General features: G+C 71.4%; 17 protein-coding genes. 11 read left to right on the top strand and 6 right to left on the bottom strand.

What is annotated here, in order from left to right; translation table 11 throughout:
* Nucleotides 1-5 precede the first annotated feature (5 nt).
* From AB0J97_RS41215 to AB0J97_RS41205, 3 genes are read right to left on the bottom strand one after another with little or no spacing between them, the layout of a single operon-like run.
* Nucleotides 6-767 carry an ABC transporter permease gene (locus AB0J97_RS41215; protein ID WP_364099696.1) on the bottom strand — a complete coding sequence of 254 codons (762 nt, stop codon included), beginning with the start codon at nucleotides 765-767 and terminating at the stop codon, nucleotides 6-8.
* Nucleotides 764-1,675 carry an ATP-binding cassette domain-containing protein gene (locus tag AB0J97_RS41210; RefSeq protein WP_364099693.1) on the bottom strand — a complete coding sequence of 304 codons (912 nt, stop codon included), beginning with the start codon at nucleotides 1,673-1,675 and terminating at the stop codon, nucleotides 764-766. The genes AB0J97_RS41215 and AB0J97_RS41210 overlap by 4 nt, the downstream gene beginning before the upstream one ends.
* Before the next feature lie 40 nt (nucleotides 1,676-1,715).
* A complete protein-coding gene (locus tag AB0J97_RS41205; RefSeq protein ID WP_364099690.1) occupies nucleotides 1,716-2,192 on the bottom strand; it encodes an Lrp/AsnC family transcriptional regulator in 477 nt (158 codons plus the stop codon).
* Between the two features lie 94 nt (nucleotides 2,193-2,286).
* Between AB0J97_RS41205 and AB0J97_RS41200 the strand changes: the two genes are divergently transcribed.
* From AB0J97_RS41200 to AB0J97_RS41175, 6 genes are all read left to right on the top strand, one after another.
* Complete coding sequence (locus AB0J97_RS41200) at nucleotides 2,287-2,979, top strand: nitroreductase family protein (protein ID WP_357707212.1); 693 nt, start codon at nucleotides 2,287-2,289, stop codon at nucleotides 2,977-2,979.
* 73 nt (nucleotides 2,980-3,052) lie between these two features.
* Nucleotides 3,053-4,882 carry a M14 family zinc carboxypeptidase gene (locus AB0J97_RS41195; protein WP_364099685.1) on the top strand — a complete coding sequence of 610 codons (1,830 nt, stop codon included), beginning with the start codon at nucleotides 3,053-3,055 and terminating at the stop codon, nucleotides 4,880-4,882.
* A 510-nt stretch (nucleotides 4,883-5,392) separates the two neighbouring features.
* Entirely contained in the window at nucleotides 5,393-7,213 is a 1,821-nt protein-coding gene (locus AB0J97_RS41190; protein WP_357707214.1) for a glycosyl hydrolase family 18 protein, read from the top strand.
* The gene (locus AB0J97_RS41185) at nucleotides 7,210-8,898 is read left to right on the top strand and encodes a carbohydrate-binding protein (protein ID WP_357707216.1); all 1,689 of its coding nucleotides are present in this window, start codon (nucleotides 7,210-7,212) and stop codon (nucleotides 8,896-8,898) included. Before AB0J97_RS41190 ends, AB0J97_RS41185 begins: the two co-directional genes overlap by 4 nt.
* A 77-nt stretch (nucleotides 8,899-8,975) precedes the next feature.
* Nucleotides 8,976-10,634 carry a carbohydrate binding domain-containing protein gene (locus AB0J97_RS41180; protein ID WP_364099680.1) on the top strand — a complete coding sequence of 553 codons (1,659 nt, stop codon included), beginning with the start codon at nucleotides 8,976-8,978 and terminating at the stop codon, nucleotides 10,632-10,634.
* Entirely contained in the window at nucleotides 10,631-12,457 is a 1,827-nt protein-coding gene (locus AB0J97_RS41175; RefSeq protein WP_364099677.1) for a glycoside hydrolase family 18 protein, read from the top strand. The genes AB0J97_RS41180 and AB0J97_RS41175 overlap by 4 nt, the downstream gene beginning before the upstream one ends.
* On the opposite strand, the gene AB0J97_RS41170 is transcribed toward AB0J97_RS41175, so the two are convergent.
* The gene (locus AB0J97_RS41170) at nucleotides 12,444-14,030 is read right to left on the bottom strand and encodes a molybdopterin-dependent oxidoreductase (RefSeq protein WP_364099674.1); all 1,587 of its coding nucleotides are present in this window, start codon (nucleotides 14,028-14,030) and stop codon (nucleotides 12,444-12,446) included. The genes AB0J97_RS41175 and AB0J97_RS41170 overlap by 14 nt on opposite strands.
* A gap of 117 nt (nucleotides 14,031-14,147) precedes the next feature.
* Between AB0J97_RS41170 and AB0J97_RS41165 the strand changes: the two genes are divergently transcribed.
* A complete protein-coding gene (locus AB0J97_RS41165) occupies nucleotides 14,148-15,530 on the top strand; it encodes a hypothetical protein (protein WP_364099671.1) in 1,383 nt (460 codons plus the stop codon).
* On the opposite strand, the gene erm is transcribed toward AB0J97_RS41165, so the two are convergent.
* On the bottom strand, nucleotides 15,516-16,346 hold the full coding sequence (erm, locus tag AB0J97_RS41160; RefSeq protein ID WP_364099668.1) for an ErmE/ErmH/ErmO/ErmR family 23S rRNA (adenine(2058)-N(6))-methyltransferase: 831 nt from the start codon (nucleotides 16,344-16,346) through the stop codon (nucleotides 15,516-15,518). The two genes, AB0J97_RS41165 and erm, sit on opposite strands and share 15 nt — an antisense overlap.
* Nucleotides 16,347-16,590: 244 nt before the next feature.
* Here erm and AB0J97_RS41155 point away from each other — a divergent pair, with 244 nt between their 5' ends.
* The 4 genes from AB0J97_RS41155 (at nucleotide 16,591) to AB0J97_RS41140 (ending at nucleotide 21,306) form a co-directional block, all read left to right on the top strand.
* On the top strand, nucleotides 16,591-17,652 hold the full coding sequence (locus AB0J97_RS41155; RefSeq protein ID WP_364099665.1) for a MoxR family ATPase: 1,062 nt from the start codon (nucleotides 16,591-16,593) through the stop codon (nucleotides 17,650-17,652).
* Nucleotides 17,649-19,424: a hypothetical protein gene (locus AB0J97_RS41150; protein WP_364099662.1), complete on the top strand. Its 1,776-nt coding sequence runs from the start codon at nucleotides 17,649-17,651 to the stop codon at nucleotides 19,422-19,424. The genes AB0J97_RS41155 and AB0J97_RS41150 overlap by 4 nt, the downstream gene beginning before the upstream one ends.
* A gap of 85 nt (nucleotides 19,425-19,509) precedes the next feature.
* The gene (locus AB0J97_RS41145; RefSeq protein WP_364099659.1) at nucleotides 19,510-20,364 is read left to right on the top strand and encodes a hypothetical protein; all 855 of its coding nucleotides are present in this window, start codon (nucleotides 19,510-19,512) and stop codon (nucleotides 20,362-20,364) included.
* A 36-nt stretch (nucleotides 20,365-20,400) separates the two neighbouring features.
* Nucleotides 20,401-21,306 carry a DUF6597 domain-containing transcriptional factor gene (locus tag AB0J97_RS41140; RefSeq protein ID WP_364099656.1) on the top strand — a complete coding sequence of 302 codons (906 nt, stop codon included), beginning with the start codon at nucleotides 20,401-20,403 and terminating at the stop codon, nucleotides 21,304-21,306.
* On the opposite strand, the gene AB0J97_RS41135 is transcribed toward AB0J97_RS41140, so the two are convergent.
* Complete coding sequence (locus AB0J97_RS41135) at nucleotides 21,283-22,308, bottom strand: AI-2E family transporter (protein ID WP_357707233.1); 1,026 nt, start codon at nucleotides 22,306-22,308, stop codon at nucleotides 21,283-21,285. The genes AB0J97_RS41140 and AB0J97_RS41135 overlap by 24 nt on opposite strands.
* Nucleotides 22,309-22,720: the final 412 nt, after the last annotated feature.

Raw genomic sequence — 22,720 nt, 5'->3', positions numbered from 1 at the left:
CTCGATCACCGGACCTTGCGGTTGTAGGCGCGCAGGGCGAAGGGCGCGAACAGGGCGAGCAGCGCGGCGGCCCAGCCGAGCGTGATCCACACGTCGGAGGCCGCCAGACCGCCCACCATGAGGCCGCGCAGGGCTCCGGCCAGGTGCGAGACGGGGTTGACGCCCATCCACCAGGTCAGCCAGCCCGGCAGGTCGGTGGCGGGGATGAAGGCGCTGCTGCCGAACGTGAGCGGCAGCAGCACGGCCGTGGCGATGCCCTGCATCGAGGCGACCGACTTGGCCACCAGCCCGATCCAGGCCGACCCCCAGCTCAGGGCCGTCACCATGAGCAGCACCAGGCCGACCCCGGCCAGCGCGCTCAGCGGATCGGTCCGCACGCGGAAGCCGACGGCGTACCCCACGGCCAGCGACATGGCGATGGTGATCAGCAGGGTCAGCAGGTCGGCCATGATCCGTCCGGCCAGCGGCGCCGATCTGGCGATCGGCATGGTCCTGAACCGGTCGAACACGCCGTTGCCGATGTCGGCGGCCAGGTTCATGCCCGTCGTGATCGTCGCCATCAGCGCGACCTGGACGAGCACGCCGGGCAGCATGTACGACACCGCCCCGGCCCGGTCACCCCCGGCCGCCCCGCCGAACAGGTAGACGAAGATGACGATCATGAAAACGGGCTGGAGCAGCAGCCCGGCGAGCTGGCCGGGGTTGTTCCTCAGCGGGATCAGGCTGCGCCAGGCGAGCGTCAGCCCTTGGGAGAGCGCGGTGGTCATGAGCTTGCTCCGGTGAGTGTGCGGAAGACGTCGTCGAGGGAGGGCAGGCGCAGGGCGTGCTCGGCCAGCACGATCCCGGCGTCGTCCAGCCTTCCGAGCAGGTCGGGTGGCGCGGCCAGGTCGTGCACGGGGACGCTGAGCAGCCCGTCCACGGCCGCCACGCCGAGGATCGAGCCGGCCTTCTCCAGGTCGTCGGCGCGCAGCGGCCGGACGTCCAGCCGGTGGCCGCCGGCCAGCGCCTTGAGCTCGGCCGGCGTGCCGCTCGCCGCCACCCGGCCGCGGTCGACCACCAGCAGGTCGTCGGCGAGTTGGTCGGCCTCCTCCAGGTACTGGGTGGTCAGCAGGACCGTCACCCCGTCCGCGACCAGCTCCCTGACGACGTCCCACAGGTCGCCGCGGGCCCGCGGGTCGAGGCCGGTGGTCGGCTCGTCCAGGAACAGGATCCGGGGCCGGCTGACCAGGCTGACCGCCAGGTCGAGCCGGCGGCGCATGCCGCCCGAGTACCCGCCGGCCGCCCGGCCCGCCGCCTCCTCCAGGCCGAACCTGGCCAGCAGCTCGGCGGCCCTGACCCTGGCGGCGGCCCTGGACAGGCCGAGCAGGCGGCCGACGAGCACGAGGTTCTGGGTGCCGGTCAGCTTCTCGTCGACCGAGGCGTACTGGCCGGTCAGGGCGATCAGCTCGCGGACCCGGCGGGCCTGGGTGACGACGTCGTACCCGCCGACCGTGGCGTGGCCGGCGTCAGGGGCGGCGAGGGTGGCCAGGATGCGTACGGCGGTGGTCTTGCCCGCGCCGTTGGGGCCGAGCACGCCGAGCACGGTGCCGGTCCTGACCCGCAGGCCGACGCCGTCCAGCGCGGTCTTGTCGCCGTACCGCTTGACGAGCCCTTCCGCTTCGATCGCGTATGTCATGTCCCCACTGTCGAGGGGCACGCTGGCAGCGCCCTGGCAGCTACCTGTCAGCCGCCGCCAGCGGCTGGACCCGGTGCGGCACCACGGTCGACAGCGCGATGACCGTGGTGCTCCTGCGCACGCCGGGGATCGTCAGCATCTGGTCGATGACCCGCTGGATGTGCTCGTTGTCGCGGCCCGCGATGCGGCACCACACGTCGCCCGGACCGGTCACGATGCAGGCTTCGAGCAGCTCGGGGATGGACTCCAGGGTCCTGGAGATGTGCTCGCGGGCGGCCTGCTCGACCTCCAGGGTGGTGAACGCCTGCACCGGGTAGCCGAGGGCGGCGGGGGACAGGTTCGGGCCGTAGTCGGTGATCACCCCGTCCGCGGCCATCCGGTCCAGCCTGGCCTGTACGGTCCCGCGCGCCACCCCGAGCAGCCGGGCGATCTCCAGCAGCCCGCTGCGCGGCCGGTCGGCGACCAGGCGGAGGACACGCAGGTCCAGATCGTCGAGCCCGCGGCGACGTGCCGGCATATTCGCCTCCCAAAAGCCCATTCGGCTGTCAGATCGGCAGCATACGGCGAGCGGTGTTGTCAGACCCGCCGGTCGTGCGGAGACTGCGGATCTTATGGAGCACCAGTATCCGTTCGTCCCCTACCGGCCCGAACGCTACGACGCCGACGAGATGATCAAGCGCGGGGAGGAGTTCCACGCGCTGGCCGACCGGCGGCGCAGCGTGCGCTTCTTCAGCGACGAGCCGGTGCCGTACCGGTGCGTCGAGCTGGCCGTACGGGCGGCCAACACCGCGCCGTCGGGCGCGCACCAGCAGCCGTGGAAGTTCGTGGCGATCGGCGACCCCGAGACCAAGCGGCGCATCCGCGAGGCCGCCGAGGAGGAGGAGCGCCGCAACTACGAGGGCGGCCGGCTGCCGCAGGAGTGGCGCGAGGCGCTGGCGCCGCTGGAGACCACCTCCGACAAGGGCTACCTGGAGGTCGTGCCCTGGCTGGTGGTCTGCTTCGCCGAGAAGTACGGCGTGCGCCCCGGCGGCCGCAAGGTCAAGCACTACTACGTCAACGAGAGTGTGGGCATCGCCTGCGGCCTGTTCATCACCGCCCTGCACGCCATGGGCCTGTCCACGCTCACCCACACCCCCAACCCGATGGCCTTCCTCACCGACATCTGCGAACGCCCGGCCAACGAGCGGCCCTACATCCTGTTCCCCGTCGGGTACGCCGCCCCCGATGCCGAAGTGCCCGATCTTGCCAGGAAACCGCTGGAAGAGACGCTGATCCGGTTCGACGGAAAATTGGGCCTTTCCTAGGGCACTGTTCGTCTTCACTCTCGGTTCAGGCGCGGGTCAAACCCCCCAGTCCCGCGCGGGCGAGGAGGACGAGGTGAAACGCCGATTACTCACCCTGCTGGCGGTCCTGAGCATGGTCTGCCTGACCGGCATGACCGGCGCCGGGGCCGGTGCGGAGCCACCGGCGAACAAGCAGTACCGGGTCTCGGGCCCGGCCGACGCGCGGCAGCGCAGCGCCGTGGCGGCGACCGGCGCCGCCATCGAGGAGGTGGAGGCGGACTCGGTGCTGGTCACCGCCACGCCGACGGAGCTCGCGGCCATCAGGCGGCTCGGCTACCGGGTGGCGGAGGCCCCGCGCCCGGCGCCCCCGTCGGCCGTCGGGGCGTTCGACTTCCCGCCGTCGGACTCCGGCTACCACAACTACGCGGAGATGACGACTGAGATCAACACCCTGGTCGCGTCGCATCCGGGGATCATGAGCCAGAGCACGTTCGGCACCTCGTACGAGGGACGGCCGATGCGCCTGGTCAAGATCAGCGACAACGTGGGCACGGACGAGGCCGAGCCCGAGGTGCTGTTCACCGCCCACCAGCACGCCCGCGAGCACCTCACGGTCGAGATGGCGCTGTACATCATGCACCTGCTGGCCGACAACTACGGCACCGATCCCAGGATCACGAACCTGGTCGACACCCGCGAGATCTGGATCATGCCGGACCTCAACCCGGACGGCGGCGAGTACGACATCGCCAGCGGCACCTACCGCTCCTGGCGCAAGAACCGGCAGCCGAACTCCGGCTCCTCGGCCGTCGGCACCGACCTCAACCGCAACTGGGCCTACCAGTGGGGCTGCTGCGGCGGCTCCTCGGGCTCGACCTCCAGCGAGACCTACCGCGGCGCGAGCGGCGAGTCGGCCCCCGAGGTCAAGGCGGCGGCCGACTGGGTGCGCAGCCGGGTCGTCGGCGGCGTGCAGCAGATCAGGACGAACCTCGACTGGCACACCTACAGCGAGCTGGTCCTGTGGCCCTACGGCTTCACCTACAACGACACGGCCCCCGGCCTGACCCAGGACGACCGGGACGCCCACGCCACGCTCGGCCAGAACATGGCCGCCACCAACAACTACACGCCCGAGCAGTCCAGCGACCTCTACATCACCGACGGGACGATCGACGACTGGATGTGGGGCACGTACAAGATCTTCAGCTTCACGTTCGAGATGTATCCGGTCGGCGCGAGCCCCGGCTTCTACCCGCCGGACGAGCAGATCGTCCCGCAGACCACCCGCAACAAGGAGGCCGTGCTGCGCTTCCTGGAGTACTCCGACTGCGTCTACCGGATCATCGGCAAGGAGGCCCAGTACTGCGGCACCGGCACGCCGCCGACGACGGTCTGGTCCGACACGTTCGAGACGGCGACGGGCTGGACGGTGAACCCGTCCGGGACCGACACCGCCACCACGGGCGCGTGGGAGCGCGGCGACCCCGAGGCGACCACCTCCTCGGGCGCCAAGCAGCTCGGCACCACGGTCAGCGGCACGAACGACCTGGTGACCGGCCGCCTGGCGGGAACCGCCGCCGGTGACTACGACCTCGACGGCGGCGTCAGCTCGATCCAGTCGCCGCCCATCACGCTGCCCTCGACGGGCACGCTGAGCCTGTCGTTGTCGTGGTACCTGGCGCACGGCTCGAACGCCTCCAGCGCCGACTACTTCCGGGTCCGGGTGGTCGGCGGTACCACAACCACCGTGCTCCAGCAGGCCGGCGCGGCCGCCAACCGCAACGGCGCCTGGGCCGTGGCGACGGCCGACCTCACCCCGTACGCGGGCCAGACGGTCCGCATCCTCATCGACGCGGCCGACGCCTCGGGGGCCTCCCTGGTGGAGGCCGGCGTGGACGACGTCAAGATCACTCAGCAGCCCTGACCTGACCCCAAGCGCCCCCTCGTTCCGGATCCCCGTCCGGGGCGAGGGGGCGTCGTCGTTCGCGCCGGTGCCCCGCGTTTCGGCACGTCGCGGGCCGTCACGGGATTGGGTCTTGTAAGCAATGGGTGTCAAGGCTACGATCGCGACAACTCTTAGGAAACTTTCCTAAAAGAAATCATGGATCGGATGGCCCATGACTCGCTCGCCGCCCGCATGATTCGCTTCTGAGCTGCGGAGACATCCGCTCGAACGACCCTTCTCCCACGCCCCCGGCGCTGCGGGCGTGGCCACCCCCCATTCTCTCCTGGCCGCGGGAGCGGCGGTGCCGCCCGGCCCGCACGCGTCGGCTCTGACTGCCGCTGCAAGCTCCATGAGCCCCCGTTCCACCGGCCTGCGCCGAACACCCCCCGAAAAGGCCCGTGTCTCATCTCCACGGGTCCGTGCCGTACGGCTTGCGCTCTCACCCCCCGGTGCAAGCCGTACGGCACGCCAGAAGAACGGAAATCGACAGTGAGATTTCGCGCGATCTTCTTAGCGCTCGCGACCCTCGCACTGAGTCTCCTGGCCCTGCCCGCCCAAGCCGCCGCCGCCACCGCGACCTTCGTCAAGGTCGCCGACTGGGGGTCCGGCTTCGAGGGCAAGGTCACCGTCGTCAACGGCACCACCGCCTCCCTGACCTGGAACGTGCAGTTCGACGTGCCCGCCGGGTTCTCCATCCCGTCCGCCTGGGACGCGGTCATGACCAGGAGCGGCCAGCACTACACGTTCACCGCGCCGAGCTGGGCGGGGCCGCTGGCGGCCGGGGCGAGCACGAGCTTCGGCTTCAACGGCGCCCCGGGGAGCTTCCCCGGCATCACCGGCTGCACGCTGAACGGCTCCTCCTGCGGCGGCTCGACCGTCGAGGTCCCCGGCAAGCCCGGGACGGCCACCGCGACCAGCACGGACACCAGCATCGCCCTCTCCTGGGGCGCCTCCTCCGGCACGGTGACCGGCTACCGCGTCTACGAAGGCGGCGCCGTCAAGGCCACCGTCACCGGCACCACGGCGACGATCTCCGGGCTCGGGACGTGCGAGAACCACACGTACACGGTCAAGGCGTACAACTCGGCGGGCGAGTCGGCCGCCGGTGACGCCGTGACCGCGACCACCACGGGCTGCGGCACCGGCGTGCCCGGCAAGGCCGGCCCGATCACCGTGACCGGCACGTCCCAGACCGGCGCCACGGCCACCTGGCCGGCGGTCGCCGGAGCCACCGGCTACAAGGTCCGCCTCAACGGCTCCCTGGTCGCCACCGTCACCGGCACCTCCTCCACCCTCTCCGGCCTGACCGCCTGCACCGCGTACTCGGTGACGGTCACCGCGACGAACGCGACCGGCGACGGCCCGCCCAGCGACGCCGCCTCCTTCACCACGCCGGGCTGCCCGACGGACCCGTTGCCCAAGCACTTCCTCACCGGTTACTGGCACAACTTCGTCAACGCCGCCACCGAGCTGAAGCTGTCGGCCGTGCCCAACGAGTACGACGTCGTCGCCGTCGCCTTCGGCGAGGCCACCTCCACCGCGGGTGAGGTCGTCTTCTCGGTCGACCCGGGCCTGTCCACCGCGCTCGGCGGCTACACCGACGCCCAGTTCAAGGCCGACGTGCAGGCGCTGCACCAGCGCGGCAAGAAGGTCATCCTGTCGGTCGGCGGCGAGGCCGGCCGCGTCCAGGTCTCCAGCGGCACGGCCGCGACGAAGTTCGCCGACACGGTGTACGCGCTGATGCAGAACTACGGCTTCGACGGCGTGGACATCGACCTGGAGAACGGCCTCAACGCCACCTACATGGGCCAGGCCCTGCGCTCGCTGCGCTCGAAGGCGGGCAGCGGCCTGATCATCATGATGGCCCCGCAGACCATCGACATGCAGTCGACCGGGATGGAGTACTTCAAGCTCGCCCTGAACATCAAGGACATCCTCACGGTCGTCAACATGCAGTACTACAACTCGGGCTCCATGCTCGGCTGCGACCAGGCCGCCGCCTACTCGCAGGGGACGGTCAACTTCATGACCGCCCTGGCCTGCATCCAGCTGGAGAACGGCCTGCGCCCCGACCAGGTGGCGCTGGGCCTGCCGGCCGGGCCCGGCGCCGCGGGTGGCGGCGTCGTCTCGCCCTCCCTCGTCAACCAGGCGCTCGACTGCCTGGCCAAGCGCACCAGTTGCGGATCCTTCGTGCCGCCGCGCGCCTACCCGGACATCCGGGGCGCGATGACCTGGTCCATCAACTGGGACGCCAGCAACAACTGGTCCTTCTCCAAGACCGTCAAGCCGCACCTTCAGGGAATGCCATGAGATTACGTAGCAGGATGATCGCCTCGGTGGCCGGCCTGGCCATCGCCCTCACGGGGGCCGGCCTGGCCACGGGCGTCCCCACCGCCTACAGCGCCGCCGCCCAGCAGCAGCTGGCCGCCGCCTGGGCGCCGTGGACGGCCTACGCCACGGGCGCGTCCGTCACCTACAACGGCGTCGACTACGTGGCCCTCCAGGGCCACACCTCCCAGCCCGGCTGGGAGCCGCCGAACGTGCCCGCGCTGTGGAAGCAGGGCAGCGGCGGCGGCGACCCCACACCGCCCTCGGTGCCCGGCAACCTCCGCTCGACCACCGTCACCTCCACCAGCGCCGGCCTGGCCTGGGACGCCTCCACCGACAACGTCGGCGTGACCGGCTACAACGTCTACCGCGGCGGCACGCAGGTCGGCACCGCGACCGGCACGACGTACACCGACAACGGGCTGACGGCCTCGACCACCTACAGCTACACCGTCCGGGCCCGCGACGCCGCGGGGAACCTGTCCGGCGTCAGCAACGCGCTCAGCGTCACCACCCCCGGCGGCAACGGCGCGCCCGGCCAGCCCGGGACGGTCACGACGACCGTGACCGACACCAGCATCGCGCTCTCGTGGGGCGCCTCCTCCGGCACGGTGACCGGGTACCGCGTCTACGAGGGCGCGACCCAGAAGGCCGACGTCACCGGGACCAGCACGACGATCTCCGGGCTGAGCGCCTGCCAGAGCCACACGTACACGGTCAAGGCGTACAACTCGGTGGGCGAGTCGGCCGGACGTGACGTCTCGGCGACCACGACCGGCTGCCCGACCGGCGGCAAGATGCCCGGCGCCCCCTACCTCTACACCGGCTGGGGCGACCCGCCCTCTCCCACCACGGTGATGAGCGCGACCGGCATCAAGTCGTTCACGATGGCGTTCATCCTGGCCAGCAACGGCTGCAACCCGGCCTGGGACGGGCAGCGCCCGCTGTCCGGCGGCCAGGACGCGCAGGCCATCTCGGCCATCAAGGCGGCCGGCGGCAGCGTGCAGGTCTCCTTCGGCGGCTGGCAGGGCAACAAGCTCGGCCCGAACTGCTCCACGCCTGAGCTGTTCGCCGGCGCGGTCCAGAAGGTCATCAACGCCGTCGGCCCGGCCGTCGTGGACTTCGACATCGAGAACACCGACGAGTTCGAGAACCTGACCGTCCAGGACCGCATCCTGAACGCCCTCAAGATCGTCAAGGCGGCCAACCCGAACGTCAAGATCGCCGTGACCTTCGGCACCGCGACCACCGGCCCGACCTACTACGGCACCCGCCTGATCAACCGCGCCAAGGAGCTGGCGGTGCCGATCGACAACTACACGATCATGCCGTTCGACTTCGGCGGCGGTGCCAACATGTACCAGAACACCGTCAACGCGGCCGAAGGTCTCAAGAACGCCCTGAAGACCGCCCAGGGCTGGACCGACGCGCAGGCGTACGCGCACATGGGCATCTCCGGCATGAACGGCCTGTCGGACCAGCAGGAGCTCACCAACCAGAGCACCTGGACCCAGATCCGCGACTACGCCAACTCCCACGGCCTGACCAGGCTCGCGTTCTGGTCGGTCAACCGCGACCGTCCCTGCCCGGGTGGCGGCGTCGCGGAGAACTGCAGCGGCATCGCCCAGGAGAACTGGGAGTTCACCAAGATCACCGCTGGTTTCTGACCCGCTGAGGCGGCCCGCCACCCCTTCGGTGGCGGGCCGCACCGGCGCGCGGTCCGCACCCCCCGAAAGGACCCGCCATGAGACCCCGCATCAGATTGCGCGGGCTGGCCGCCACAACCCTGGCCGCGCTGGGGCTCACCGCCCTGCACGCCACCCCGGCCGCCGCCGCGAACATCCTGTCCAACCCCGGCTTCGAGTCCGGCCTGAGCGGCTGGACGTGCCCCGCCGGCGCGCAGGCCGTCACCAGCCCCGCACACGGCGGCGCCCAGGCCCTTCAGGCCACCCCGCAGGGCTCCGACCTCGCCCGATGCCAGCAGACCGTGACCGTCAAGCCCGGCACCGCCTACCAGCTCTCCGCCTGGGCCCAGGGCTCCTACGTCTTCCTCGGCGCGACCGGCACCGGCGTCAACGCCAGCACGTGGGGCGCCCCCGGCAACCAGTGGGGCCAGCTCAAGACCTCCTTCACCACCGGCGCGAACACCACCTCCGTGACCGTGTACGTCAACGGCTGGTACGGCCAGAGCGCCTACACCGCCGACGACATCGTCCTCGACGGCCCCGGCGGCCCGCCCGACACCCAGGCGCCGACCGTCCCCGGCGGCGTGGCCGTCGGCGGCCCCACCGGCACCAGCCTCAGCGTGACCTGGTCGCCCTCCACCGACGACTCCGGCTCGGTGGCCCGCTACGAGGTCTCCAGGGACGAGGCCGCCCCCGTCACCGTCACCACGACCAGCCACACCGCGACCGGCCTGACGCCGGACACCGCCTACTCCTTCCGCGTCAGGGCCTGCGACGCCGCCGGCAACTGCTCGGCCTACTCGGCCCCGGCCGGCGGCCGCACCTCCAAGGACACCGTCCCGCCCGCCGGCGACATCAGGTACGCGCCCTACATCGACATCACGATGACCAGCCCGTCCCTGGTGAGCGCGGCCGCCGCGACCGGCGTGAAGAACTACACGCTGGCCTTCGTCCTCGGCGACAGCAGCGGCTGCAACCCGGCCTGGGGCGGCACGATCCCGCTCGCCGACACCCGGATCCTCAACGACGTCAAGGCACTCCAGGCCCAGGGCGGCCAGGTGGTCGTGGCCAGCGGCGGCGCGGTCGGACCGTACCTGGAGCACGCCTGCGGCACCTCGGCGGCGCTGCTGGCCGCCTACAAGAAGGTGCTCGACACCGTCGGCACCAACCACCTGGACGTCGACGTCGAGGCGAGCATCGACGCGAGCAAGGTCAACACCGCGCTCAAGCAGCTCCAGACCGAACGCGGCACGGTGATCAGCTACACGCTGCGCGTGCAGGGCCAGGACTACGGCGTGGACCCGTTCTCGCTGCAGATCCTCCAGGACGCCGCCGCCAAGGGCCTCGACGTGATCGTCAACCCGATGCTGATGAACTTCGGCTACACCGGCAACTGGGGCGACGCGATGACCGCCGCCGCCCAGGCCACGCTCGGCCAGATGAAGGGCGTCTGGCCCGCCAAGAGCGACGCACAGCTCAGGCGCGCGCTCGGCGTCACCCCCATGATCGGCAAGAACGACACCGGCATGACCACCACCCAGGCCGACGCCCGCAAGCTCCTGACCTGGGCCAACAGCAACCACATCGGATTCGTCGGCTTCTGGTCCGCCGCCCGCGACAACGGCGGCTGCCCCAACGGCCAGGTCTCCCCGACCTGCAGCGGGACCTCCCAGTCGCCCTACGAGTTCACGAACATCTTCAAGGGGTTCACCGGATGAGCGGCATCTTCAGGTGGCGCACCGCCGTGGCGGCGGTCGCGCTCGCCCTCGGTACGGCGGGACTGACCGCCACTCCCGCCCTGGCGGCCAACATCGCCGTCAATCCCGGTTTCGAGGACGGGCTGACCGGCTGGACCTGCAGCGCCTCCTCCGGCGCCGCCGCCGTCACCTCGCCCGTCCACGGCGGGACGAAGGCCCTGCGGGCCACCCCGGCGGGCGCCGACCTCGCCCGCTGCCAGCAGCAGATCAAGGTGCAGCCGTCGTCGTCGTACACGCTGTCGGCCTGGGTGCAGGGCGGCTACGTCTTCCTCGGCGCGACCGGCACCGGCGGCACCGACCCCCAGACCTGGGGCTCGCCCGGCTCGGCCTGGACGCAGCTGCGCACCACGTTCACCACCGGCGCCACCACCACGTCCGTCACCATCCACCTCAACTCCTGGTACGGCCAGAGCGCCTACGTCGCCGACGACGTCGTCCTGGACGGCGCACCCGGCGGCGGAGGAGGCGGAGACACCCAGGCTCCCACCGTCCCCGGCAACCTGACCGTCGGCGGCGCGACGAGCAGCACGCTCACCGCCACCTGGTCGGCCTCCACCGACAACGTCGGCGTGGACCGGTACGAGGTCTCCCGCGACGGCGGCTCCCCGGTCGCCGCGACCGGCACCAGCCACACCGCCACCGGCCTCAGCGCCTCCACCACCTACCGCTTCAAGGTCCGGGCCTGCGACGCGGCCGGCAACTGCTCGGCCTACACCCCCGAGGCCACCGGCACCACCACGACCGGCGGCGGGGGCGGCGGCGGCCTGCCCAAGCGCGTCATGGTCGGCTACCTGCACGCCTCCTTCGCCAACGGCTCCGGCTACATCCGCATGGCCGACGTCCCCGCCGAGTGGGACGTCATCAACCTGGCCTTCGGCGAGCCCACCTCGGTGACCTCCGGCGACATCCGCTTCCGCCAGTGCCCGGTCGCCGAGTGCCCGAACGTCGAGCCCGAGGCCGACTTCGTCGCCGCCATCAAGGCCAAGCAGGCCCAGGGCAAGAAGGTGCTCATCTCCATCGGCGGCCAGAACGGCCAGGTGCAGCTCACCACCACGGCCGCCAGGGACAAGTTCGTCGAGTCGGTCGCGGCCATCATCGACAGGTACGGCCTCGACGGCCTCGACGTCGACTTCGAGGGCCACTCCCTCTACCTCAACCAGGGCGACACGAACCTGGCCAACCCCACCACGCCCGTCGTCGTCAACCTGATCTCCGCGCTGCGCTCGCTCAAGAGCCGCTACGGCGCCAAGTTCGTGCTCACCATGGCGCCCGAGACGTTCTTCGTGCAGCTCGGCTACCAGTTCTACGGCCCCGGCCCGAACGGCTCGGCCGACAGCAGGGCCGCCTCCTACCTGCCGGTCATCCACGCCCTGCGCGACGACCTCACCCTGCTGCACGTGCAGGACTACAACTCCGGCCCGATCACCGGCCTGGACAACCAGTACCACACGATGGGCGGCGCCGACTTCCACGTCGCCATGACGGACATGCTGCTGGCCGGCTTCCCGATCATGGGCAACGCCGGCAACGTGTTCCCGCCGCTGCGCCAGGACCAGGTGGCCATCGGACTGCCCGCCTCGCCCAACGCGGGCAACGGGTTCACCACCGTCGCCGAGGTCCAGAAGGCGTTCGACTGCCTGGCCAAGGGCAGCAACTGCGGCTCCTACCGGCCACGCGGGGTCTACCCGAACCTGCGCGGCCTGATGACCTGGTCGATCAACTGGGACAGGTACAACGCCTTCGAGTTCTCACGGAACCACCGGGCCTATCTCAACGGCCTGTGAACGGCCGGACGAGCTGGGTGGGCTTGAGCGGCACCCCCAACCCCGGCGGACGGTAGGTCGGCAGCGCCTCGCCGTACTCGTGCATCCAGGCGTGGTCGACCAGCAGGCGCATGCGCCCGTCCGCCGGCGTGCCGTCCGGGTCCGCCCGGGACGTCCGCCCGGCCAGCCTGGTGACCGCCTCGGCCACCAGGCCCGCGTCCGGCGGCGCGAGGTCGCACTGCTCGTCGGGACCGATGAGCAGGTCCACCTCCGGCGGCAGCGGGTAGATCGGCCGGGGGATGGCCAGCACGCGCGGCGAAGGGGCCATCGGCCACCCGTCGCGCACCGCCTCCAGCAGCACCGAACGCGACGTGCGGCGCGCGAACAGGCCCTCGCACAGGGCCCAGCTCAGCGCGCCCACGTCCGCGCGGTCCTCGCCGCAGGCGTGCAGGCACAGGTACGGCACCAGCGGGATCCCCGCCCCGCCCGCCGGCTGCGCCCACCCGCTGCCGCACCCGGTCAGCACCAGCAGCGCCAGCATCGCCCGGTAGGCGGTGTCGGCGTGCGGCGTCTCCAGCCGTCCCGGCACGATCATGCACCGCCCGCCGGTCTTCTCCGCCGTCACGCCCAGCTCCCGCGCCGTCTTCACGGTCCGCGAGGCGGCCACCCCGGTGTAGATCTCCTGCCAGCCCGGCGTGTACGGCTCCCGGTCCCCGTACCCCTGCGGCCACACCCCCGGCAGCCCGTCCCGCGCCACGCCGTAGACGGCCAGCAGCAGGTCGAACACCGTGGTCACCAGCTCGCCGCCGTCCCGGACGACCGGCACGCCGCGCCGCAGCACGCCCGGCCCGAAGTCGAAGCGCGGCAGCAGCACCTGCACCGCCTCGCCGCCGTACAGGCTGAGCCGGTCGCAGGCCCGGCCGAGCAGCCCGCCCGGCACGTACGCGTCCTCACGCTCCCGCAGCCGCACCAGGAACGGCAGGTCCGTGTGCTCCATCGCGTGCGCGGCGAACGGCGGCCGGTCGAGGAAGAACTCCTTCAGCAGCACGTGTCCCATCGCCATGGCCAGCGCGCCGTCCGTGCCCGGCCGCACGACCAGCGTCTCGTCCGACAGCCGGGTCGGATGGGTGCCGATCGCCACCACCTTCTGACCCTTGTACCGCCCGGCGATCACCCAGGGCGTGTCCGCCGTCCGGGCCAGCCGGTTGTTCTCGCCCCACAGCAGCACGTACGCCGCCCGCGCCCAGTCCTCGGCCCCCGGCCCCGTGAACCGCGGCCCGAGCACCTGCTCCGACGCGCACGGATGCTCGGTCAGCAGCGCGCCGCCCAGCCCGTCCACCAGCCCGGCCAGCGGCGACGTGGCCAGCGCCGCCACCCGGTCCGCACCGTGCTCGGACGCGGTGTGCACGATCGCCGCCGCCGCCAGCTCGGCCGCCGTGGCGTCGTCCAGCGGGACGCGCCGTTCGCCACGCCGGGCGCGGTAGACCTGAGAGTTCCCTGTGAGTTTCGCCCAGGCCGCGACCGGGTCACGGACCCCGTCCCTCACCTCGAAATAGAGCCTGACCAGTGCCTGGTTGACCTGCGATCCCCCCATGGAAAAAGTTCAACACAGACAGTCATGTTCTATCGCGTTACGTGTCCGCATGTCGGGGATAAGAATTGGAAGCGCTGGTGGCGGCACTCAGATTGTTACGGCAGGCTAGGGGCCGCCATGGATTACGCAGTTCTCACGGGGATAGTCCTCGTCGCCGGTGTCGTGTTCGCCCTCGTCGCGCAGTGGCGCGACTGGAGACCGCCCCTCTGGGCCGCCGTCCTCGTCGGCATCGCCGTCCGGGTGCTGATCATGTACACCTCCGCGATCGACTCATGGCAACCCGTCGACTTCATGGAGAGCTTCAAGCCCGCCGGCGAGGCGGTGCTCCAGGGCAAGGACCCGGTCCTGGCCAGCGAGGGCGGCTGGCACTTCCTGCCGACCATCCCCTACGTCTACGGCATCCTGCTGTGGCTCGGCATCCCCTGGGAGTACGCCGGCCGCCTGGTCACCGTGGTCGCCGACATCGTGCTGATCCCGCTGGTCGCCAAGCTGGCCGGCGGCCCCAAGGCGTCCCTGCGCGCCCTCCAGTACGCGCTCAACCCGCTGGCCCTGCTCATTGCCAGCGTCCACGGCCAGGTCGAGCCGGTCGCGCTCGTGTTCGGCGTGGCCGCGTTCGTGGTCGCCCGCGGCCCCGGCGCCCCCGACCGTCCCGGCCTCACCACCGACGTCGTCGCCAGGGTGCGCCAGGGCGTGGCCGCCTACGGCGTCGGCACCTCGGTGCGCAGGGTGCTCGGCCGCGGCGGCATGCTGCGCCGCGCCCTCATGCCCGGCTCCGGCGACCGGGCCGACCTGCGGCGCGCCCTGCTGGCCGGGCTGCTGATGGGCCTCGCGCTGTGCGCCAAGAGCTGGCCGATCTGGCTGATCCCCGGCATGCTGCTGCTCCTGCCCCACCTGCGGGCCAGGGTCGCCGCGCTCGTCGTCACCGGCCTGGTCCCGGTGTTCTTCCTGGTCACCTCGCCGATCTTCGCGGGCACCACGCTCGACCAGATCCCCGCAGTCATCCGTACGATCCAGGACATCCGCCCGATCGTCGGCGAATGGGGCTACACGCCGTGGTTCACCGGCGGCGACTGGGCTCTGATGCCGGAGCTGGCCTCGTTCGGCACGAAGCTCATCTACGGCAGCGTCATCGTCGTCCTGCTGCTGTGGCGGCGGGCCGACCCGATCGACCTGACCACGGCCATCCTGCTCGTCTTCATGGTCATGACGCCCCGCCTAGGCGCCCAGTACCTGCTGTGGTTCATGCCGTTCCTGGTGGCCAGGCCGACCAGGTGGGCCTGGCCGGCCATCGTCGGCGTCTCCTTCTGGGCCGCCTACGGCTACCTGTACATGACGCAGTTCAGCACCAACGACTGGTGGTTCCTCCACCGCGACTGGTCGCGGGCCTCCATCGTGCTGCTGCCGGTGCTGCTGCTGGCCATGCCCTGGAACCGTCGTGTGTCGACGGCCCAGGACAGGGTCGCCACCGTCCCGCCGAGGATCACCTCAACGGCGGTTTAGCCGCCGCCACACGGCCACCCACTGGTCCGGGTGCACGTGGCCCACGACGGCGTCGCGGGCCACACCCGCCTCGCCGAGCGCCGCGTCCACCCCTCGGTGGCGCGTACGCAGGGAGGCGCGCACCGAGCCGCCGACCCCGCCGAAGCCCAGCTCCACCAGCTCCAGGTAGCCGGCACGATCGCTCACCAGCGGCTCGGGCCGCCGCTGCACGCGCAGGATCGCCGAGTCCACCGACGGCACGGGACGGAAGCTCTCCCTGCCGATCGTCTCGCCGAGCCGCCAGTCGAACCACGGCCACGACGACACCGTGACCAGGCTCCACCGGCCGTAGTCGCCGGTGCGCTTGCGCGCGTACTCCCGCTGCGTGAGCAACGTCGCCGAGGTCAGCTCCCGCGCCCGCAGGCACCAGTCGACGATCCTCGACGTGATCGAGTACGGGATGTTGCCCACGACCGCGAACGGCTCACGCGGCGCCCGCGCGGCCGTGAAGTCACCCCTGACCACCTCGATCCGGGGATCGTCGCGCGTGAGCGAGGCCAGCCGCCCGGCGAGCCGGGGGTCGAGCTCGTACCCGATCACGTGCGCCCCGGCCTCGGCCAGCGCCAGCGTGAGCGCGCCCGGCCCCGAGCCGGGTTCGAGCACCAGCCCCTCGGGCGCCGCCGCCTTGACCATCAGGTCCACGGCGTGCCGGTCGGCCAGGAAGTTCTGCGAGAGCTCACGCCTGAGCCGGTCGGTGGGCGTGCGACCGCCGCCCCCGCCGTTCCTGACGTTCTTCTGGGTGTGTGAATAGTTTCCGTGCGCGAAGTTCTGCGCCACAGCACTGCCCTTTCGGGTCCTCGAGATGAACAGGTCTCGAAGGGCCCTGGGCGCGCCGGCGGACGCGCGGTGTCAGTCGTCCGCTAGCGGGCCAGAGCCCGGCCGTGGCGGATGCGGATGAACACGGTGCAGAACGCCGTGCAGAACGTGGAATGCATGGCGCCGACAGTAGGCCGGTCCGCGCCACCAGGGCAAACGAATAAATGTGATGCGGCGCCGCGCCCGGTTCGTCACCCTGGGACGCATGCAGGCAACGGTCACGGTCACCCCGGCGCAGCTCCCGGAGGTGCTGCTGCACGTCGCCGTCGTCCGTCCCGTCTTCCTGTGGGGCGCCCCCGGCATCGGCAAGAGCTCGCTGGTACGCGAGTTCGCCGCCTCGCTCGGCCTGGAGTGCGTGACCCTGCTCGGCACCCAGCTCGCCCCCGAGGACCTGATCGGCGTGCCCGAGCTGGTCGGCGGGCGCAGCCGGTTCGCGCCCCCGGAGTCGATCGCCCGCGACGAGCCCTACTGCCTGTTCCTCGACGAGCTCAACGCCTCCGCGCCCGAGGTGCAGAAGGCGTTCTACTCGCTGATCCTCGACCACCGCATCGGCGCGTACGAGCTGCCCCCCGGCTCGGTCGTGATCGGCGCCGGCAACCGGGCCACCGACAACGCGCTGGCCCGCCCGATGGCCTCGGCCCTGATCAACCGCCTCGTCCACGTGCACCTGCGCGCCTCGGCCGACGACTGGCTGAAGTGGGCGGCGGACGCCGGCATCCACCCGTGGATCGTCGACCACCTCGTCCAGCGCCCCGACCACCTGTGGAGCCCGCCGCCCAAGACCGAGGAGCCGTTCTCCTCGCCGCGCGCCTGGCACATGCTCTCCGACGTGCTCACCTCCTACGGCGACGACGTCGGCGACGACACGATCGCGATGCTCGCCTTCGGCACCCTCACCACCGCCCACGCCTCGGCCTTCCGCGCCTACGTCAAGACCGTCCGGCACGCCTACGACCTCGACGCCGTGCTCAAGGGCGAGGCGCCCTGGCCGCGCCGCCCCGAGGAGCGCGACCTGCTCTACTTCCTGGCCGAGACCTTCCGCGCCCGCCTGATCAAGGAGCTGCCCGCCGACAAGCGCGGCGCCTCCGCCCGCGGCCGCGACCTGGGCTTCCGTGCCAAGACGCTGCTCGTCGAGCTGGCCGAGATCTCCCTCGAATGCGCCCAGCTCGTCATCGCCAACGACGCGGACGGGGCGCCCGCGCTGCCCACGTGGTTCCTCGTCGAGATCGGCAGGGACGTGCCCCGGCTCATGGCGGCCCGCTCGTGAGCCGCCACAAGCCCAAGGTCGACCCCTGGCGGGCCGAGGTCATGAACGGCTGGGCCGCCGTCAAGCGCCACCCGATGTTCGCCGGCTTCCGCAACACCCTGCTGGAGGACGCCGACTGCCGGCTGTCACCCGAGACGTGGGCGGTCGTCGGCGACGACGGCGACGTCACCTTCCACTCCAAGCGCCGCGCCCCCGCCGAGGAGTGGGCGTGGGTCTTCGCCCACCTGCTGCTCCACCTGGGCTTCGGCCACGCCGACCCGCGCGTCTGCGCGCCCAAGGACGTCGACGGCCACCTGCCCGAGCCCGCCTACCACGCCGCCTGCTGCGTGGCGGTCGATCGGTTCCTCCGCACGGTCAAGATCGGACGTTGCCCCGCGCCGCTGCCCGACGAGCTGCCCGAGGAGGACGAGGTCACGCTGTCCGAACGATGGCGCAGGATCGGCGTCCCGCCCCGCTTCCAGCCGCTCGGCCTGCCCGACTTCCACGTCGGCACCGAGGAGGACGCCGCGCACTTCGACTTCCAGCGCGCGTTCGCGATCGGCATCGCCTGGTCCGCCACGTCCGCGCTCGACCGCGTGGGCGCGCCGCGCACCCCTGCCGAAGGCCACGTCAAGGGTCCCTGGGACAACGCGCTGCGCTGGTTCATGTCGTCGTACCCGCTGCTCGGCGCGCTGGCCGCGGGCATGAAGATCGTCTCGGACGCCGAGCTGGCCAGGGCCTGGGACATCGCGATCGCCGCGGTCAGCGCCGAGGCGGGCGAGATCTACGTCAACCCGCTGGCCGCGCACACCGAGCACGAATGGCGTTTCGTGCTGGCCCACGAGATGCTGCACGCCGCCCTGCGGCACGGCGAACGGGTCGGCATGCGCGACCCGTACCTGTGGAACGTCGCCTGCGACTACGTGATCAACGGCTGGCTGGTCGAGATGGGCGTCGGCGAGATGCCCGAAGGGCTGCTGTTCGACCAGTCGCTCGGCGCGATGTCCGCCGAGGCCGTCTACGACCGGATCGCCGGAGACCTGCGGCGCATGCGCAAGCTGGCCACCCTGCGCGGCCAGGGCGCCGGCGACGTGCTCGACCGCCCGCCCCGCCAGGCCCACGACTACGTCGACCTCGACGACTACTACCGCAACGCCCTGTCCACCGGTCTGGCCTACCACCACTCCAGCGGACGCGGCCTGCTGCCCGCCGGGCTCGAACAGGAGATCCGCGCGCTCGACCAGCCGCCCCTGCCGTGGGACGCCCAGCTCGCCCGCTGGTTCGACGAGCACTTCCAGCCCGAGGAGACGCGCCGCTCGTACGCCCGCGCCTCCCGCCGCCAGGCCTCCAGCCCCGGCATCCCGCGCCCCGGCCGGGTACGGCCCGAGGAGGTCGTGCGGAAGAAGACGTTCGGCGTCGTGCTCGACACCTCCGGCTCCATGGACGTCAGGCTGCTCGGCAAGGCGCTCGGCGCCATCGCCTCCTACGCCGCCGCCCGCGACGTGCCGCGGGCCAGGGTCGTGTTCTGCGACGCCATGGCCTACGACGCCGGCTACCTGCCGGTCGAGGAGATCGCCGGCCGGGTCAGGGTACGCGGCCGGGGCGGCACGATCCTCCAGCCCGGCGTCAAGCTGCTCGAACGCGCCGACGACTTCCCGCCCGACGGCCCGATCCTGCTGATCACCGACGGCCAGTGCGACGTGCTGCGCATCCGCCGCGAGCACGCCTTCCTCGTGCCGCAGGGCGCGCCGCTGCCCTTCCGGCCGCGCGGCCCGGTCTTCCACATGAAGTGACCCCGGCGTGTCCGATTCCTACAAGAGCCCGTCCCGCCCGGTCGGGTAGCTTCGCCAAGGCAAGCGCCCAACGACGGAGGACGACATGGACACACTTGACCGGGCAGCACACTTCCTCCGCCTGCACGGCAGGCTGCTCGACCGGCTGCGGTTCGAGGCCCTGTTCGCCTCCGGCTCCCGCGACCGCGTGCTCGACGCCCTGCGCTGCCACCAGAACGCCGACGGCGGCTTCGGCAACGCCCTTGAGCCCGACCTGCGCGGCGCCGGCAGCCAGCCGCAGCCGGTCGAGGTCGCCTTCTGGATCCTCGACGAGCTCGACGCCTTCGACTCCCCGATGGTCGCCGCCGCCTGCGACTACCTGGTCGGCATCACGGCCGCCGGGGGAGGGGTGCCGTTCGTGCTGCCGTCCGTCCGCGACACGCCGCGCGCGCCCTGGTGGCAGACCGACGACGACCCGCCCGGCAACCTCAACCCCACCGCCGCGCTCGCCGGGCTCCTGCACAAGCACGGCGTCACCCACCCCTGGCTCGGGCCCGCGACCGACTTCTGCTGGTCACGCATCGCCACGCTCACGCAGACCACCTCGTACGAGGCCCGCGCCCTCCTCGTGTTCCTCGAACACGTCCCCGACCGGGAACGGGCGCTGGCCGAATTCGCCCGCCTGCGCGAGGCCGTCCTGGCCACGGTCACCTTCGACACCCACGCCGACGGCGCGGTGCACTATCCGCTCGACCTCGCCCCCACGCCGTCGGCCCTGCCCCTCTTCGACGCCGCCATCCTCGACGTCCACCTCGACGCCCTGGCCGGCGGCCAGGACGAGGAAGGCGGCTGGTACCCGAACTGGGCCGTCTGGACCCCGATCGTGGCGCACGAATGGGCGGGCTACCTGACCGTCCAGCACCTGAAGACCCTGCGCGCGTACGGCCGCCTGCCCGCCTGAGCCGGTTCTGTCGGTGGCGTCGCATACGTTGGACGCATGTACGCGGAACGACACCCGGGCGACGACCTCGCCGGCCGTGTCGTGTGCGTGTGGCAGCAGGTCAGCGAGGGCGACACCACGCAACTCGTGGTGCCCGACGCCTGCGTCGACCTCGTCTGGGGTCCCGGCGGCCTCTTCGTGGCCGGCCCCGACACCGGGCCGGTGCCGACCCCGATGGCGGCGGGTGACACCTTCGTCGGAGTCCGCTTCCGGCCGGGCGCGGTGGGGGCCGTCTTCGGCGTCCCGGTCCACGAGCTCCTCGACCGCCGCGTCCCCCTGCCAGACCTCCCCGCCCTCACCGTCCTGACCGACCCGACCCTCGCCCAGCCCTTCGCGTCGGATCCGGCCTTCGCACCTGAGTCGGCTCTCGCACCGGGCCCGGCGCTCGCGTCCGTTGGAACGGGGCTCGCGTCCGACGCCTTCGCGCCTGGCGGCGCGGCCTTCGAGCCCGCCGGGGCCGCCTCCCGCCGGGAGGGTGCGCCGACCGCCTCGTGGAGGGCCCGTACCGATACCGACCCCGCCGGCATGGCGGCGCGCCTGGCCGCCATGCGCGCCGCCGTCGTGGCCCGCCTGCGCGAGGCCCCCGACCCCGACCCGGCCGCGCCCGCCATCGCGAGGGCGCTGCGCATGGGCCGCAGCGTGCGCGACGTCGCCTGGACCCTCGGCCTCAGCGAACGCCAGCTCCACCGCCGCAGCGTCGCCTCCTTCGGCTACTCGCCCAAGACCCTCCAGCGCATCGTCCGCTTCCAGCGCGCGCTCACCCTGGCCCGCGCGGGCGTGCCACCGGCGGAGGTGGCGGTCCGCGCCGGCTACGCCGACCAGGCCCACCTGTCCCATGACGTGAAGCGGCTGAGCGGCGTCCCGCTGGGCCGCCTGGTCTCACCCGTTCGGCATCTTCCCTGACACCAGCGCCTGCGCCCACTTCGCGCTCGGATCGCTGTCGATCAGCAACGCCCGCGTCAGAAGACTGAGCGGAATCGCCAGGATCGCGCCGAGCGGCCCCAGCATGAACGTCCACACGATCAGCGACAGGAACGTCATCGTGGTCGAGAGCCCCACCGCGTCCCCCAGGAACTTGGGCATGATGAACGACTGCGTGACCACGTTGATGACGATGTACGCCACGACGACCAGCACCATCGTCTTCACACCGCCGTGCAGGAGCGCCAGCAGCGCGGGTGGCAGCAGCCCGATGACGAACCCGATGTTCGGGATGTAGTTCGCGATCAACGCCAGCACCCCCCACAACAGCGGCAACGGCACGTCCAGCAACGACAGCACGATGACGTCGAGAACGGCGTCGATCAGCCCGAACACGGTCGAGACGATGAGATACCGCCGCGTCTTGTGCGCGAACGTCGCCAGCGCCGTCACCAGTTGCGGCCTGTTCCCCTCCCCGGTGGTGAGGATCCGCGCCGTCGCCGGTGCGTCGAGGCACATCGCCAGCAGCAGCACCACGATGAGGAACAGGCTCGACAGCACGCCGATCAGGCTGCCGAGCAGGCTCTGCGCCAGCCCCAGCATCCTGCCGGGATCGAGCGCCCGCACCGCCCGGCCCAGCACGTCGTTGCCCAGACCGTGCGTGCCGGCCCAGTGCTCCGACGCGGCCAGCAGCTCCTCGAACTGCTTGGCGTACGTCGGCAGCAGTGACGCGAGCTGGGTGGCGGAGATCGTCAGGATGCCCACCATGCCCAGCAGCACCAGCACCACGATCAGGAACGGCACTGCCACCTGGACCCAAATGGGCGCCCGCCGGGCCGCCAGCCAACTGCGGACCGGGGCGACGGCGATGACCAGCACGAGCGCCAGCACGACAGGCCCGACGATGGAATTGATCTCGCGAAGTCCGAAAAGGGCGATCACCGCGCCGGCGATGCCCACCAGGAGGATGAGTGCTCTCGGCACGGCTTGATCTCGCACGCCGGAATACCTACCCACCATGCCTTGTCGGCGAGGGGCGGGCCGCCGATTTGACGGTTCCGGGAGCCGTACATAGAGTTCACCAGTCCCACGAGGACGGCGTTGATCGTCGGCCTCACTCGGGGGCCACCTCCAGACACTGCCACTCCGGCGGACGTCCGCGTCCACGGAAGGTCGATTCGACAAGAATCGGGCCTGGGAGTAAGTTAGAGGGGTTGTCCCGGAAGCGGGGCGCGACTTAATTACCGCAGGTCGAGCAAGTCCGGTCAATTTGACAGAGACTTGAACGGCTGAAAGAATTAAGACACAACGAAAGAACGCAAGACGAAATGAACGCCTCTGAACGAGGATCCGGGAACGGGTTCTGGTGAGGAAGTACGCGTCCGTTTCTTGAGAA

The organism is Nonomuraea sp. NPDC049607 (assembly GCF_040675375.1).
Lineage (GTDB): Bacteria > Actinomycetota > Actinomycetes > Streptosporangiales > Streptosporangiaceae > Nonomuraea.
This window is presented reverse-complemented; position numbering and strand designations above follow the sequence as displayed.

Bases quoted from the DNA above. Each gene is read 5' to 3' on its own strand.
- AB0J97_RS41180 (WP_364099680.1), top strand. From the start codon at position 8,976: ATGAGACCCCGCATCAGATTGCGCGGGCTGGCCGCCACAACCCTGGCC.
- AB0J97_RS41155 (WP_364099665.1), top strand. From the start codon at position 16,591: ATGCAGGCAACGGTCACGGTCACCCCGGCGCAGCTCCCGGAGGTGCTG.
- AB0J97_RS41165 (WP_364099671.1), top strand. From the start codon at position 14,148: ATGGATTACGCAGTTCTCACGGGGATAGTCCTCGTCGCCGGTGTCGTG.
- AB0J97_RS41205 (WP_364099690.1), bottom strand. From the start codon at position 2,192: ATGCCGGCACGTCGCCGCGGGCTCGACGATCTGGACCTGCGTGTCCTC.
- AB0J97_RS41185 (WP_357707216.1), top strand. From the start codon at position 7,210: ATGAGATTACGTAGCAGGATGATCGCCTCGGTGGCCGGCCTGGCCATC.
- AB0J97_RS41170 (WP_364099674.1), bottom strand. From the start codon at position 14,030: ATGGGGGGATCGCAGGTCAACCAGGCACTGGTCAGGCTCTATTTCGAG.
- AB0J97_RS41215 (WP_364099696.1), bottom strand. From the start codon at position 767: ATGACCACCGCGCTCTCCCAAGGGCTGACGCTCGCCTGGCGCAGCCTG.
- AB0J97_RS41145 (WP_364099659.1), top strand. From the start codon at position 19,510: ATGGACACACTTGACCGGGCAGCACACTTCCTCCGCCTGCACGGCAGG.
- AB0J97_RS41140 (WP_364099656.1), top strand. From the start codon at position 20,401: ATGTACGCGGAACGACACCCGGGCGACGACCTCGCCGGCCGTGTCGTG.
- AB0J97_RS41175 (WP_364099677.1), top strand. From the start codon at position 10,631: ATGAGCGGCATCTTCAGGTGGCGCACCGCCGTGGCGGCGGTCGCGCTC.
- AB0J97_RS41210 (WP_364099693.1), bottom strand. From the start codon at position 1,675: ATGACATACGCGATCGAAGCGGAAGGGCTCGTCAAGCGGTACGGCGAC.
- AB0J97_RS41200 (WP_357707212.1), top strand. From the start codon at position 2,287: ATGGAGCACCAGTATCCGTTCGTCCCCTACCGGCCCGAACGCTACGAC.